At 58.2% G+C, this 13,241-nt stretch carries 15 protein-coding genes; 8 read left to right on the top strand and 7 right to left on the bottom strand.

The window, feature by feature from the left end:
• Nucleotides 1–828: 828 nt before the first annotated feature.
• The 4 genes from ACHAC9_RS13285 to ACHAC9_RS13270 all read right to left on the bottom strand — a co-directional run bounded on the left by ACHAC9_RS13285 (nucleotide 829) and on the right by ACHAC9_RS13270 (nucleotide 2,590).
• On the bottom strand, nucleotides 829–1,125 hold the full coding sequence (locus ACHAC9_RS13285; protein ID WP_435760476.1) for a hypothetical protein: 297 nt from the start codon (nucleotides 1,123–1,125) through the stop codon (nucleotides 829–831).
• Between the two features lie 48 nt (nucleotides 1,126–1,173).
• Nucleotides 1,174–1,578 carry a transposase gene (locus ACHAC9_RS13280; protein ID WP_435760475.1) on the bottom strand — a complete coding sequence of 135 codons (405 nt, stop codon included), beginning with the start codon at nucleotides 1,576–1,578 and terminating at the stop codon, nucleotides 1,174–1,176.
• A complete protein-coding gene (locus ACHAC9_RS13275) occupies nucleotides 1,579–1,758 on the bottom strand; it encodes a hypothetical protein (RefSeq protein ID WP_435760474.1) in 180 nt (59 codons plus the stop codon). It abuts the gene before it with no gap.
• Nucleotides 1,759–1,900: 142 nt separating this feature from the next.
• Complete coding sequence (locus tag ACHAC9_RS13270; protein ID WP_435760473.1) at nucleotides 1,901–2,590, bottom strand: DUF1845 domain-containing protein; 690 nt, start codon at nucleotides 2,588–2,590, stop codon at nucleotides 1,901–1,903.
• 461 nt (nucleotides 2,591–3,051) lie between these two features.
• Here ACHAC9_RS13270 and ACHAC9_RS13265 point away from each other — a divergent pair, with 461 nt between their 5' ends.
• From ACHAC9_RS13265 to ACHAC9_RS13245, 5 genes are all read left to right on the top strand, one after another.
• Nucleotides 3,052–3,615 carry a hypothetical protein gene (locus ACHAC9_RS13265; protein WP_435760472.1) on the top strand — a complete coding sequence of 188 codons (564 nt, stop codon included), beginning with the start codon at nucleotides 3,052–3,054 and terminating at the stop codon, nucleotides 3,613–3,615.
• Nucleotides 3,616–3,653: 38 nt separating this feature from the next.
• On the top strand, nucleotides 3,654–3,965 hold the full coding sequence (locus tag ACHAC9_RS13260; protein ID WP_435760471.1) for a hypothetical protein: 312 nt from the start codon (nucleotides 3,654–3,656) through the stop codon (nucleotides 3,963–3,965).
• Between the two features lie 75 nt (nucleotides 3,966–4,040).
• The gene (locus tag ACHAC9_RS13255) at nucleotides 4,041–5,666 is read left to right on the top strand and encodes an ATP-binding protein (protein WP_435760470.1); all 1,626 of its coding nucleotides are present in this window, start codon (nucleotides 4,041–4,043) and stop codon (nucleotides 5,664–5,666) included.
• Nucleotides 5,666–6,682 carry a DUF7146 domain-containing protein gene (locus ACHAC9_RS13250; RefSeq protein WP_435760469.1) on the top strand — a complete coding sequence of 339 codons (1,017 nt, stop codon included), beginning with the start codon at nucleotides 5,666–5,668 and terminating at the stop codon, nucleotides 6,680–6,682. The genes ACHAC9_RS13255 and ACHAC9_RS13250 overlap by 1 nt, the downstream gene beginning before the upstream one ends.
• A 284-nt stretch (nucleotides 6,683–6,966) precedes the next feature.
• On the top strand, nucleotides 6,967–8,031 hold the full coding sequence (locus ACHAC9_RS13245; RefSeq protein ID WP_435760468.1) for a DUF932 domain-containing protein: 1,065 nt from the start codon (nucleotides 6,967–6,969) through the stop codon (nucleotides 8,029–8,031).
• A 176-nt stretch (nucleotides 8,032–8,207) separates the two neighbouring features.
• On the opposite strand, the gene ACHAC9_RS13240 is transcribed toward ACHAC9_RS13245, so the two are convergent.
• Together ACHAC9_RS13240 and ACHAC9_RS13235 are read right to left on the bottom strand one after the other, a co-directional pair.
• Nucleotides 8,208–9,479 (bottom strand): type II toxin-antitoxin system HipA family toxin, encoded by a 1,272-nt coding sequence (locus ACHAC9_RS13240; RefSeq protein ID WP_435760467.1) that lies wholly within the window; start codon nucleotides 9,477–9,479, stop codon nucleotides 8,208–8,210.
• Complete coding sequence (locus tag ACHAC9_RS13235) at nucleotides 9,457–9,834, bottom strand: helix-turn-helix domain-containing protein (protein WP_435760466.1); 378 nt, start codon at nucleotides 9,832–9,834, stop codon at nucleotides 9,457–9,459. Before ACHAC9_RS13235 ends, ACHAC9_RS13240 begins: the two co-directional genes overlap by 23 nt.
• A 324-nt stretch (nucleotides 9,835–10,158) precedes the next feature.
• On the opposite strand from ACHAC9_RS13235, the gene ACHAC9_RS13230 reads away from it, so the two are divergent.
• A complete protein-coding gene (locus ACHAC9_RS13230) occupies nucleotides 10,159–11,040 on the top strand; it encodes a type IV toxin-antitoxin system AbiEi family antitoxin domain-containing protein (protein WP_435760465.1) in 882 nt (293 codons plus the stop codon).
• Between the two features lie 53 nt (nucleotides 11,041–11,093).
• On the opposite strand, the gene ACHAC9_RS13225 is transcribed toward ACHAC9_RS13230, so the two are convergent.
• Nucleotides 11,094–11,852 (bottom strand): S24 family peptidase, encoded by a 759-nt coding sequence (locus ACHAC9_RS13225; protein WP_435760464.1) that lies wholly within the window; start codon nucleotides 11,850–11,852, stop codon nucleotides 11,094–11,096.
• 279 nt (nucleotides 11,853–12,131) lie between these two features.
• Between ACHAC9_RS13225 and ACHAC9_RS13220 the strand changes: the two genes are divergently transcribed.
• Together ACHAC9_RS13220 and ACHAC9_RS13215 are read left to right on the top strand one after the other, a co-directional pair.
• Nucleotides 12,132–12,464: a hypothetical protein gene (locus tag ACHAC9_RS13220; RefSeq protein ID WP_435760463.1), complete on the top strand. Its 333-nt coding sequence runs from the start codon at nucleotides 12,132–12,134 to the stop codon at nucleotides 12,462–12,464.
• Nucleotides 12,465–12,476: 12 nt separating this feature from the next.
• Nucleotides 12,477–13,094, top strand: a complete 618-nt coding sequence (locus tag ACHAC9_RS13215; RefSeq protein WP_435760462.1) for a FlhC family transcriptional regulator — start codon at nucleotides 12,477–12,479, stop codon at nucleotides 13,092–13,094.
• Nucleotides 13,095–13,241: the final 147 nt, after the last annotated feature.

Here is a 13,241-nt window from a genome sequence, read left to right as displayed (position 1 = left end):
GACCATGCGAGGCCAGGAATGCATGATCAATAGGGAACTGAACGCTTTACGTCATACCGCGGCTTCCCGGCCGATTGGTACCCGTGGTTGGGGAATAATCATCTGCATGAGCATTGGTCACGCCCGCCTGACATCCTCAGGTCGATGGTATTGGGGGAGCGCGCCGCAGTTCTCACTGCGTCGCGCACGGGCTTGGATCGAATTGAGATAGAAGGGGCAGGTATCGACTGCAACGCCGCCGGATCACATGGCGGATTCTGGGGCACTGGCCGCCGACTCCTCGTCTGGCATTTCGCGCTACCGGCTGACAGAGTAAGACACAGCGGGATGGCTTTCAAGCACCGCGATCAGTGCCGCCACCATAGACAGCGCAAGCATATCTGCCATGGGGAGATTTCGGTTGGCACCAATCCGAGGCGCCACGGCGCCTGCCAGATGCAATATCCATTTTTTTGGAACCCCGATCAAATCGCTTGCCGTGCAACGGTCACATCAGCCGGCTGACGACAGACCCAATGGAATGGCGGCGTTGGGAAAGGAGTTGGCGTGCCGACTTTTTCTAGATGATGCCCACAATTTCACCGATTATTTCTTCCGTGACGCCGCGTTTGAACATTCTGACTGCGCCCATTCTTCGAACATTGTCTGGCGCCCGCCTCCGGAAACACGATCCGTCTGAACATTTTTTGGTATACATCAAGGATTCCACGGCACAGGAAACGCATCTGCCCGCTTTGTCGGTAACTCACGATATCAATGGCGCGCCTTGCTCGGTCAGAAACAATCGGCTATTCGGATTGAGGCCAATCCACCGAATAGCTCTGCACATCAACACGGCTTCGGACTCCAGGATTTGTGCGGTTTCGCGCGTGCGACCCGAGGCTTAAATTTGATGATGCCAGGCCGGTGCAAATAGGTCCAGCCGCCGATCAATTGTAGTGCGTCGAGCAAACGCGCGGCGATGCCGGCGCCGAGCAGCAGCGCGGGCAGCAGCGGTTTCAAGATGGAGTGTACAGCGACGCGATTGATGCGCCGCGTGGGCGGCAACGGTGCCTCGCGAAGAGCCGTTTCCGTGGCTAGGGACTGGAGGTTGTCACAGACGATCTTCGCGACGAAGTCGTGCAACGCCGCCTGCTGCGAGAGGCCTGAGACGTGCTCGAGATTGAGCCGGTGCTAGATGTGTTTGACGGCCTCCTCAATGCACCAACGGTGGTGGTACAGGTCGCCGAACTCGTGGGCCGGAAATGTCGCCGTGTCCAGCAAATTGGTCTTCAGCACGCGCACCTTGCCGGTGCTGGCACCATGGCGCACCAGGCGCGCCGTTTGCGTCCTTGCCGGGCATTCGTAGTCGGCGGCGGCCCGCCGGTCGGGGGCCGCCAGCGTGACAACCAGTTCGTCGTCGTGCGAGCGCAGGAAGTCGCGCCCGCACGCGAAGCCAGCGTTGCCGGCCTTCTCGACGCGCATGCAAAAGCCGACGCCGCGCGCGTTGAGCACGGCGACCAACCAGCGCGACGGATAGCCGCGGTCCATCAATAGAAGGTCGCCGCCGGACAGGCGGTCGAGGTGCTGGAACAGCATCTAGCGCTCGCCCTCGTGGACGCTGTGCAGCGAGGCGGCCAGCACCATCTCGGCGCCTGGCATGTAAAGGCCAAAGCCGATCTGGTCGGTGCTGACAGCGTGCGTGACGTGGCTGGCGCGGCGCCCGAAACACTGGGTCGAGGGGGCGACGACGAGCCGCCGGTCGCGCCAGTGCGGCACGAAGCCCTCGGCGCCGGCGCGCGCGATAAGCCAGTCGTTGAGCGCCGGGTTGGCCGCGGGGGCCAGCTTAGAGCGGGCCTTGGCGAAGGCCTGCTCGGAAGCATCAATTCTGCCCAGCCAAAGTGAAGTTACATTGATTCAGTCAACTATTTTGTACGCTGGAGTCCATCGCAAATTCAGTGGCCGCCGGATTGCCATCGGCAACCATGAAGCGACCGTACTCGGCCTCGGACTCCCGTCCCGACATCGCATTCATGCGTCGTCGCAGTCCTGTGGCGAGATTGCGAGCGGCGACCGCCACCCCACGGATCGAACGTTTGAAGCCTGCACGCTGGATATCAGCCTCGCGCGCTGTGATCACCTCATGAATTTCCAGCGTCTGCAACAAGGGCATCACTTGATCGAACTTGTTCAATATTTCAAGGTAGCGCCGCCCGGTCGATGAAATGATCCCAACCTCAATCGCCAAGGGCTGCGTATCGTAAGTGGCAAAAATGGTAATTCCGTTGATTTTGAACAAGGCCTCGGCACCGTCGATCGCTTCGTTCAACTCTTCCGCTGCCGCGTTAAGCCGGTCCCGTATGACCGCTTCGACGCGCTCGACATCCTCATGCTTGAGCTTGGTACGCGCGATGACCGACACGAAATGGTTATTGAGTTGCAAGGTACTAAAGAAGCGCACGAACAGGCGCTTCGCTTCGGCGCTCGTAAAATGCGTCACCACCTTCACGCTGGCCTGCTCGACGCGCCGAAAATCCGCCTTGACCTCTTTCGCCAGGATGCGCTGGTTCACCTCGCTCTGGTCCATCTCCACGATTTTGGTGTCTGCCATGTTGAACTCCTCGATGTGTTGCCACCGAACCCATCGTCGCCTTTCGGGTCGATACTCGCCATCAGAAATGGCACACGGACAAAGGGACATTTCGGCACCAGCCCGGATTTTGTTCCGAATCCATATTGACATCGACGCACTGTCGAATTAACTTGGCGTCATGCAGCAGCTAGCCCTGCAAGCAGTCTGGCAAGCCCCGTTGTCTCATCTGCGTATCCAGGGACGCCATCCATGGTGCTTGTCGCATATCGCCACCGAAGATTGCTTTCGAGGCCGGATTTCTTTCTCGCGCCGAAAGTTTTCTCGCATCGGTAACTGGCACACCGATCAAACGGCTCTTGCCGCCACGCACTCAAGCCAGTCCAAGTAGCACCGGTCTCCGTACCGGCCATTCATAACCCGTGGGGGCAATCGCCTCCGCCTATGGTGTGCATTGCCCTCATTTTCTTTTGGAGGCAATGATGCAAAGTTCACTTTCAACACAGGCGGCACCACGATTCCCCGATCCGGCTTCTGGGCGGGGCCCTCCTGTTGCCAGCCAGTCCGCTCTGTCGATGATGATTAGCTCCATCGCAGAGGACGCGACGCCTTTCGACGACGCGACAATCGGCGAATGGGACGAGGAAGACATCGTATTTTTACACTGGCGTCTTCTCAAGGAAGTGGGCGGACTGCGCGACCCGGCAACGCCCCTTGAAGAAAAACTCGATACCTTGCGCTGGATTTTCACCGAGCGCGAGAAAGAGAGCCGGCCATTCTCGTTCGTCAATTGCCTCAAGGTTGTTGGCTGCAGCCCGCTGTCGCCACTGCCCTATTTCGGACGATTGGACGCCGACGAGATTCGCGACGCCATTCGATGCCAGGTCAAGTTCTGGCTCAATGCGACGCTGATGCGCTACCCGTCATGGGTACGCGAGGCTGTCCTCAGGAATCCAACGTGGATCGAAAGCCGATTGTCGAAGAATCCGCAGTGGATCAATGAGCAGGTCAAGAAACACAGCGTGCAAGGCGACTTGTTCGCCTGATCCGTTTTTTGCAACGATTCATCACATAGGAGATCGCCATGTTCACCGCAACCCATAGCAAACGCAGGCGTGGCTCGATGGTCAATGTCCACGCCTCGGAAGATATCGAATTTTTGGTCAAGGAGAGCGAAATCATCACCGGTCGCCTCGGACGAAAGTTCGTCATTTCGGGCGCCGACCAACTCGTTTACATGATCCAGTGGTATCCGGACGGTTACAAGGTGCAGCGTCTTGACAACGAGGGCAATGCCACGAGCACGCTCTACGTCCAGCCCGAGGAACTCGGGTCGCACAGTCTCGGCGAAGCCTTGCGCGCCGGGCAACTGTACACGCCTCAAGTGACTCACTAAGCCTGTTCTTCCCCCAACGCGGGCCATTGCCCCGCTTGGGGCAGTGTTCCGCCCATGCATTCCAGGAGCATTCACATGAACATTCAGATCCGCATCAATGAAGAAGGCGCACTGCGCAACCAGCGCTTTGCATTCACCGACAAGTTTACGCTCCTCTCCGAGCTAATGCAAAATGCCCGGCGCGCAGGCGCCAGACGCATCGAGATCGCCTACGACGACGCGACGGGCATCCTGCGCGTTGTCGATGACGGGCGGGGAATCGCAGACTTTCAGAAACTGCTGACTTTTAATGAGTCCGGCTGGGACAATGAAACCTGCGACGAGGAGCGCCCGTTCGGCATCGGCTTTTCGAAATGCCTGTATTCGGCCACGCGTTGCATCGTCATGTCGCGCGACCGGAAGATCGATTTCCTGACAAGCGAAGCGCTGGCGAGGAAACCGGTCGAGGTACAGGAGATCGCGCCGCAGCCGCATACGACGGTGGAACTGCACGAGGTGCAACTGCCCGACTTGAAGTTTCGGCTGCACGCGATATGCAGTGGTTTTCCAGTCCAGGTCTGGTTCAACGGCGTCGAACTGCCGCGCATTCACGCGGTCGATCAACTGCCGTTCATGAACACCAGCATCGGGCAGGTGTACCTGAGAGGCACTGGCAACGGGAACTACACGCGCAATACCCTGATGTTCCTGCAAGGGCTTTGCGTAGCTCGGCCATCGTTTTTTGAAGGCTTCCAGGTCAATGTCGTGCATCTCGATTCGAGGCAGTTTGTCGCCCGTCTTCCTGACCGCGATAAGCTCATCGATGAAGACGATCAAACAAAACGGGTCTATGCCTGCATGAAGTGGCTTTGGCGCCAAGCTCTGTGTGACGCGAAAAGCAGCTTGGATGCGTCGGATTTTGTCGAGGCGTTTTTCGACGTGATGCGCTACTGGCACCATGTTGATCTCATCAACGACGTGCCTGTATTGCCGAAATGCCTGACCCATCGCATCTCGGGTTATCCGATTCAGGAGGGCTACGAGGGCCGCTGCTACATCGCCGCTCCCGAGCACTGTGTGACGCGCACGGAAGTGGTGGACGGCAGCGTGCATCTGGTCGATCTCGATAGTGTGAGCAGCGAAAACGCTGCTGGCTGGATGTTTGCCAAGGCAATGGATTACACCGTCCTTTCGCCGCTGGAACTGCATCCGGAGCACTGGGTACACAGCTACATCGAGGTCATCAAGGAAGCGTCCATCCGGGTCAAGGCCCTGAAAGAGCAATGCAGAATGACACTCGACGGACGTTGGATCACGTCGCAGGTCATTCTGTGCGACGCCGTCGAAATATCGATCGGCGCCGATTGCGTGACTGTCACCGACGTCGGTGTGTATTGCGACGGCGCGATATTCATCCCGCCTGGAGAGTGGACAGGTGAAGCGGTACGGCAAGCATCGGATTTCATCGATCCAGACAACCGCTTCGTCGAGGAAGACCGCGACGCCGATCGCACCGCGCTCGCGGATCTAGTCAAAAGGCTGCGCTGCGTCGATCCCCAGTCGACGCTCGCTTCGCTACTGCAGGAATTGAGGCTGGAAAATTACCCGCTCTTGCGTGGCAAAGCCTTCCAACTCCAGATCGGGCATGTACGCGACAGCCATGTGATCGAAGCCCTCCCGGCGCCAGCGTCGCATGCGGCGATTCTGCAAGGGAGGTCTTGATGGAAAGCCAAGCCTTCGAAGCACGCGTCGCCGAAATCAAGGGGCGCGCCCATGGCCGCTGGAGTGAATTGCTGCCCATACTCGGCGTCGACAAGAAAATTCTCAACAAGCGCAATCAGCCATGCCCCCTTTGCGCCGGACATGACCGGTTTCAGTACACGGACAAGTTTGGCGAAGGGAACTACCATTGTCGCGGCTGTGGCCCCGGAGGCGGACTCAAACTGCTGCAGGGCGCGCTGGGCTGGGACTTCGGCACGGTGTTGACCAAGCTTGAGGAGTATGTCGGTCGCAGCGTCCCCATCAGCCATCAATTGCATCCAAAAACGGTCGAACCGTCCGCGGACTGGATGAAGAAGCTGGCGAAGCGGATATGGAATGAGGCGCAACCGCTTACCCAAGGCGACGAAGTCGATCGCTATCTGAGTAACCGGGGCATTTCGCTGAGTGCCTATCCGAAAGTGCTGCGCTATCACCCTGCCCTTGGCTTCTATGAAAAGGATGCATCGGGAGCTTCGCGCCAGGTGGCCGAATATCCGGCCATGCTCGCTTGTATCCAGGGAGCCGACGGGCATGCCGTCACACTGCACCGCACCTACCTCACCGATGGCCGAAAGGCATTGCAGCACGAGGCGAAGAAGGTGCTATCGGCTGGAATTGGCGGCTCGGCCATCAGGTTGTATAGCTGTGACGAGGAATTGGCGATAGCGGAGGGCATCGAGACGGCGCTGGCCGTGCACCTAAGTACCGGCAAGCCGGTCTGGGCGGCAATCAATGCGGGCAATATGGAAAAGCTGTGGCTGCCGGAATCGGTACGCCGCATTCGCATCTATGCCGACAACGATGGCGACACCCAGTTCGAGGGACAGGCCAGCGCATTTTCCCTGGCGCGGCGCTTGAAGAAGGACGCAAATGGAACGGACTCCCGGCAGGTCGAAGTCTTCGTACCTCGGCACGCCGGAACCGACTGGGCCGATGTCTGGTGCTCGCGTATCGGGCACGTCGGGAAAGTGGCGTAGTTTTTAGGCGCGGTACCGATACCGCGCCCGCTTTTTTCTTCCCACGCCCGAATGGATGAATGTTTTTCGTGCGCGATCTCGTCGAGATCGCGTTAGAAAGATTTTTCGCTGGTTGCTGTCACACCAGGATGCATGCTTCGCGCGCATCGAAGACAGCCCTGCCATTACACCCGCAGTAAATCGCGCATAGTCGACTCGGAATTTCGAGTCAGTCATTGACCCCAGCGGGAACGTGCATCCCGCCATGGGTCATGCCGTTTCCGCTTTTCCTTAGGAGTATTGCCATGAAAAACGGACGTTCTCTCATCAACCTTGCTCACGAACTCGAACGCCAACTCGCGAGCAAGCGGGACATGATCGTACCCTCCTCCATGATGCTCTGCCATACCGATGAGGGAGGCAAGTGCAAGATGATGATCGACGAGCCTGGCGGCGTCGGCAAATATGACATCACCAACCTCGCCCGCCGCCAACTGGCGGAAAAGTTGAAGATTCCCTTCGCATACTTTGAACGCATGCGCGCGGAGCAACCTGGCCTGCTCGACCGGAACGTGAACACGTGGCTGCAGACCGATAGCGAACGGCGCATGATCCGTACGCTTGATGGCCACGTACGCGCGGTCCTGTCGGATCGTTACCGCCGGCTCGACAATTATGACCTGGCCGAAAACGTGTTGCCAATTTTGCAGAAGCTGTCGGAAGTACGCTTTGAATCGGTCGAACTGACCGAAACAAAAATGTACATCAAGGTCATCACGCCGCGCACCCAGTATGAAATGGCGCCAGGCGATGTCGTGCAAGCCGGTATCGTGATCATGAACTCCGAAGTCGGTCACGGCACGCTATCGGTGCAGCCACTGATCTATCGCCTAATTTGCAGCAACGGCTTGATCGCGGCCGATCATGGTCTGCGCAAGACCCACGTCGGGCGCATTTCGCAAACGGACGAGGAAGCGATCACCGTGTTCCGTGACGATACGCTTGCCGCCGACGACACGGCATTCTTCCTCAAGGTACGGGACGTGGTCGAAGCGGCCGTGTCCGAGGCGAGCTTCCTTCAGGTCGCGCAGAAGATGCAGCGAACGCTGGGCATAAAACTGACCGGCGATCCGGTAAAGACCATCGAAGTGCTGGCCAACCGCTACGCCCTCAACGAGGTCGAGCGCGCCGGTGTCCTGCGCCACTTGATTGTCGACGGCGACCTGTCTGCCTATGGATTGGTCAACGCGGTGACCCACTACTCGCAGGATGTCGAGGACTACGACCGGGCGACCGAATTTGAGGTGCTCGGCGGGAAATTGATTGACCTGGCAGCCAGCGAATGGAAGGGATTGGCTGAAGCCGCATGAGAATCACACTGAAGTAAAATAGGCATCCCGATTTCTGGGATGCCTTTTTTCCTGCATCTGTTCCGTCCCGAAATGAAGAGCCTAGAACCGATCATCAATCTCAGGTGTAATTGCTCAGACTGCCGACACCCCAGCGGCTAGTTCAGCTGGTGTGACGTGCGGAGTCCCATGGGTGGCTACACTTGAATCACCGCCTCCATACGTTGTATTTCGAGACGTGACAGTCCGTGAAGTTGAGCTTCATCGCGCCAGCCAGCAAGTGCGCCACGCACCTCGTCAACGACGACCTTGGCGCGCGCCTCACTCAATCGGTACATGTCGGCACAACTGACTGCCGCCGGCAAGCTCGGCTGCGCGTTGTGTCCATCCAGGGTCAAGGCGTGGCTCGCCTTGCCCGGGTTGGGATTCACATCATAGGCGGGAGAGAGGCGCCAGCCGGTGGTTTCCCGAATGAACCCATGGTTGCGCATGTGGTCGTCCCGGTTGCCGATCAATACGTTGAAAACCACGCGCCTGAACAATTGCTCGAGGTCGGCATCGATATGGTTCCTGGCCCCCTGGTCTTCGATGAACTCGACAAGGTCAAGATAGCTGCCGCCAGGCTGGCCATCCCTTCGCTCGAGCAAGGTCATCGCGGATGCAAACATTCTGCGGCTGTCGCCACTGCGGTCGAAACGCTTGACGCAAAACGTGCGGTAGCGATCACCCAACAGTTCAATGCGCGCTTCGGTCACTTCAATGCCCGCCCTTGCGGCGAGTGTATGGGCCACGAACTCCCATGCGCCGACATCGTAGCGGTCGTCGCTGGCCGGGAACTTCGCGAACCACAGCAGACCATCGTTATCGGTGAAGTTCGCCTTGGGCCGTGCACCGCCCAAGGAACTTCCTGGCGCGATCAACATGGCAAGCCACTTTTCGTACTCTGGTAATCTCTCGACACCTGGCTCCTCGATGCGGCGGCTGATGTGGGCAAGTTCACCAAGACTTGTGGCGGGCGGTGCCGCGTACGGGTGGTTGTCCAGGAACGGGCCATCGAGCCCTTTTCTGAAGCGCAAGGCGCCCATGCGTGTCAAGTCGTGCACGCCCAACAGAAAGTCCACCTCGTGGAGCTGGCGCATCTTGCGCCCTTCCCGCTCGGCCATTGCAGCTTCGCGCCGCTCCAGCAAGACCCTGCCCCACCGATCCGGCGCCGAGTCCATGAATACGCCAAAGGCCGGCATGTCGACTTCGGGATGCTGCTCGCCCGCCCACAGTTCGAGGCGCGGATCGAGCATGAAACTATTTCCGCTCTTGAGCCAGCCGGTGTCGTAAGCGAAGCTGGCCGGCAATTCCAGACGCAAGGCGTCACGGTACATGGTACCAACGCGGGACTCCACCCCCAGGTCGGCTGCCCAGAGATAGACGTCAAACGCGTCCCGTGTGTCGTTAATCGGTTTCTTTGTGGCCATGGTTTTCAGTCCCGCTTTCGGTGTCGGATGACGTGGAGCGTTCCGGACTTCCCCTCGGTTTTCTGGCAACCGGCATCTTCAGGTCCTGCAGTTTGCGGCCAAGTTCGTCGTCCTGCGCCACCTTGTCGAGATCTTTTTCGACGCCGAGGACGCGCAAGGCCCGGACATAAGTACCCATGGCAATGCTGGGATCGCCCTTTTCGAGGCGATTGAGCGTATCGCGTGACACGTTCATCCGTTCAGCGAACAGAAGCGTGCTGATGCCTCGGCGCAGACGGGCCTCGCGCAGGCGCTGACCGAGCGCAGTCATCTGTTTTTCGATGGCCGGGAAGGGACGTGCTGACGATGTTTTCATGTCAGGTATATTGGACAAACCGCCTTAACTTGTCAATTTTATCGGACAAGCATTTTATTCATCTAGCGTGATGTCCGATAAAAGCGACAAAATAATCTATATTGTCCAATTTATCGGACAACATCGACATTACCTAACTACGAATGCCCTACCCCAAAGCGCCGAAAATTCGTGTCAGACAGGCGGGCCAGCGCCATGGCGTGCTGAAAAATACCTGTCCGTAGGCGTGTCCGTGGAGTATATATACTCCACGGACACGCCTATAACGAGGACGAGTGGGCCAGGAAGAATCGGCGCAACGACACCAAACGCTAAGCCAAGCACATGAGCAAGTCACGCATCCATAACGCCAAGCCCGCCATCGCAGCCTTTCTTGACGATTACCCCACTGGTATATTCAAGCCATCAGACATCGCGACGATCCTGGCGGAACAGCGTAGCGGATGGGCACTAGCCAAAGGTACCGGCGTCCAGGCATTCACCGACTTCCTGTGCAATCACGCCGAATTGGCCAAACTGACCTTCCCCTTTCCCTACCGCAGCGAAACGCGCTACACATGGGGGAAGGTGTCGCTCATGCAGGTCTTATTGAGCCTGAAGACGGGCGCTTACTTCAGCCATCTGACTGCCGCCAACATGCTCGGACTGGTGGCTCAAACGCCCTCGACCATCTACCTCAACCACGAGCAACGCCCCCAGCCACAAGATCCCCATCTAGCACAAGGGCGTATCGACGCGGCATTTGCGCGCCGCCCGCGCGCATCGAACAATGCCATCGAATTCGGTGCAATCCAGATTTGCATGATCAACGGCATGCACACAAATCAGATGGGCGTCATCAACAAGGCATCGCGCTACGACGGCGACGACCAGGGAGTATTGCGACTGACCGGCTTGGAGCGGACCCTGATCGATATGACCGTACGGCCAGTCTATTCCGGCGGCGTGGACACGGTGCGTACTGCTTTTGAATTGGCTCAGGGCGCCCTGTCGGTGAAGATCCTTGTCGACATGCTGCAAAAACTGAAATTTGTGTACCCCTTCCACCAATCGATCGGCTACTACCTGGAACGTGCCGGCTACGCTGGCGCATCTCTTGACCTACTGCGGCGCATGCCGACCGAGTATGACTTCTATCTGGAACACCAGATGCAAGAGACCAGGTACGAGAAAGGCTGGCGCCTGCACGTGCCCGCGAGTTGGTAGCGCACCATTCACCAGTCAATCCCTACCCGCCATGTAGGTACCTGCCGATCCAGTCAATTCATCCGGCAAAATTTCAGGATACGGATGCAGGCACGCGCCTTCCCCAGCACCTTCAATCCAAGGCGCTCGGCCGCCGCGGAATTCTTGACAAGCGATGGCTGGTATTTTTGGTTCGCGCAACTGAGCACCAGTCCTTCACCGATGCGGCTCTCGACATTGCGGACCATGACGCGCCCGTCGCATTCGACAACATAGATGCCATTGCCGACGATTTCCCGCGTTCCAAAATCGACAACAAGCATGTCGCCATCGTGGATGATCGGCTCCATATCATCGCCCGGCATCTTCATCGGCGAACACCCGGTCGCCGCACCAGAGAGGTCTTGCACAATGGGGGCGATCCAGATCGCAGCAGTTGGGCCATCAACCGTTCGCATTTCCGGGCATTCTTCGATTGCCAAGAGATTCGAAACCGTACGGTCCGGGGTGAGTCCAAGAAACCAGTTCGCATCCACCTTGAGTCCCTGACACAACAGCGCGAACGATTCCAGGTCGGGCAGACCCGGCTTGATCGGGTCAATCCACCGCCTCGACGTCTGGGGAACGCGACCGGTCAACGCCGACAAATGGGCCAGCCTGGCGTCCTTTGGCACCATCGCGGCATCCAAGGTGGCGATTAAACGATTTCGAAATCCATCGCCCACGCTAAATTCTGCAGCCCCACCTAACTTGCCATGCCCGTCCGCAGCACCGCGCCGCAGTCCGGCTTGATGGACAACATCCTGGCGTTGACGGCGCTCACCTGTTTCCATGTCCCTACTCCCTCTCGTTTTCTTATCGGATTCTGCACGGTCCGTTTTGATTTTTTTCGCCGCCCAGCAAAACACGCCGAAATTGGAGCATTTGCTTGTGGCAATTGAAGAGTTCAGAGCATTTGCTCTTGACGACAACATTACCGAAAATATAAATTAAAGCACATGTGCAATCAAGCCAGCAATCTTGAAGCACCCACTATTTCTCTACATCAATCGTCCGCGTGTGTTTGTTGCACGGCGATAGTGTCGATGGAACCTGCCGAAAGGAAATGAGTCATGGGTGATGTGCAATTTTCCGATGTGCAACTTCAGAATTTATCCATGCTGATCACGATGAAGGACAGTATCAAGCATGACCTGGTCTCCGGATGCTGCAAGTTCGGCTTGCACATCGACCAGGCGCGTTTCCTGAACGATCTCACCTTCGATCAGATTCTGGTCATGGTGGCCAATATCGGACATGAGTGCCTGTTCCCGCCGCGCCAGGACCTCGTCTCCCTGTTGAAACTGCCCGTCCCCCTCGCCGGGCCGATCACGTCGGTCCACCCGCCATACCAGACCCCGTCCAGGCCGAACACGCTTTTTCCCCGATGCTGCCGCGCGTCTTGAGCGCGAGCCATCATGACGACCAATACAACCTGCGCCGAGCGACATATCCGCGCGCTTGGCTTGGCGAAGGAATGCGCCTCGCTCGGCGCGCGCATCCGCACCATCGGCTATGTGACCGGCATGCCGCACGGGCAGTTGGGCGATTTATTTTTTCCCGATCGCCAGTTGGCGCCCCGCGGGCGCCCGCCCGACTCCCCCGACTGGTATTACAACGCGAACTTGCTTAATCGGGCCGAAGCGTCGATCCTCGTATCGGTTTATCGACGCGTTCGGGACCTTGGCTTCGGCCCCGCCGAGGCGCTTGTGGCGGCGTACAAACATTATCTGGCGGCTTGCCATATGGCTCCGCGTATCAATTTCGACCGCGCCTTCGACCTGGCATCCCATATGGACGGCATCTGGCTGGTCCGAGCGGCGAGCTTTTCGCTTGTGACCTGCCCGGTCTGCACGAGCCAATACGTCACCTCGATCGGCGTCCATCCGGTTGGCAATCACGCGTGCCCGTTTTGCAAACTGGTCAAGCGCTACAGAAGCGACCCACGCATCCAGTCCTCGTTTCCGGTCATCGCGCTTCCTGACCCGAACGCACTTCAATGCGGTGTGCTCGCCCTGCCGCGGCAGCGGAAGTAGACCCCTGATGTCGAAACCTCCATCGTAAGTCGTCCATTCCCATTGGTGGCGGATAGCGACCTGCGCGAACATCAAGCGTCCACCACCTTCCAAACCAACCATGCGCGCCCTAGATCGTCTTTTGGGTAGTTTCGGTCTGCGGCGCGC

Source organism: Massilia sp. CMS3.1 (genome assembly GCF_051262535.1).
Taxonomy (GTDB): domain Bacteria; phylum Pseudomonadota; class Gammaproteobacteria; order Burkholderiales; family Burkholderiaceae_D; genus Telluria.
This window is presented reverse-complemented; position numbering and strand designations above follow the sequence as displayed.

Excerpts from the sequence above, each read along its gene's own strand:
- ACHAC9_RS13280 (WP_435760475.1), bottom strand. The coding sequence starts at position 1,578 with ATGCTGTTCCAGCACCTCGACCGCCTGTCCGGCGGCGACCTTCTATTG.
- ACHAC9_RS13270 (WP_435760473.1), bottom strand. The coding sequence starts at position 2,590 with ATGGCAGACACCAAAATCGTGGAGATGGACCAGAGCGAGGTGAACCAG.
- ACHAC9_RS13265 (WP_435760472.1), top strand. The coding sequence starts at position 3,052 with ATGCAAAGTTCACTTTCAACACAGGCGGCACCACGATTCCCCGATCCG.
- ACHAC9_RS13260 (WP_435760471.1), top strand. The coding sequence starts at position 3,654 with ATGTTCACCGCAACCCATAGCAAACGCAGGCGTGGCTCGATGGTCAAT.
- ACHAC9_RS13255 (WP_435760470.1), top strand. The coding sequence starts at position 4,041 with ATGAACATTCAGATCCGCATCAATGAAGAAGGCGCACTGCGCAACCAG.
- ACHAC9_RS13250 (WP_435760469.1), top strand. The coding sequence starts at position 5,666 with ATGGAAAGCCAAGCCTTCGAAGCACGCGTCGCCGAAATCAAGGGGCGC.
- ACHAC9_RS13245 (WP_435760468.1), top strand. The coding sequence starts at position 6,967 with ATGAAAAACGGACGTTCTCTCATCAACCTTGCTCACGAACTCGAACGC.
- ACHAC9_RS13240 (WP_435760467.1), bottom strand. The coding sequence starts at position 9,479 with ATGGCCACAAAGAAACCGATTAACGACACACGGGACGCGTTTGACGTC.
- ACHAC9_RS13235 (WP_435760466.1), bottom strand. The coding sequence starts at position 9,834 with ATGAAAACATCGTCAGCACGTCCCTTCCCGGCCATCGAAAAACAGATG.
- ACHAC9_RS13230 (WP_435760465.1), top strand. The coding sequence starts at position 10,159 with ATGAGCAAGTCACGCATCCATAACGCCAAGCCCGCCATCGCAGCCTTT.
- ACHAC9_RS13225 (WP_435760464.1), bottom strand. The coding sequence starts at position 11,852 with ATGGAAACAGGTGAGCGCCGTCAACGCCAGGATGTTGTCCATCAAGCC.
- ACHAC9_RS13220 (WP_435760463.1), top strand. The coding sequence starts at position 12,132 with ATGGGTGATGTGCAATTTTCCGATGTGCAACTTCAGAATTTATCCATG.
- ACHAC9_RS13215 (WP_435760462.1), top strand. The coding sequence starts at position 12,477 with ATGACGACCAATACAACCTGCGCCGAGCGACATATCCGCGCGCTTGGC.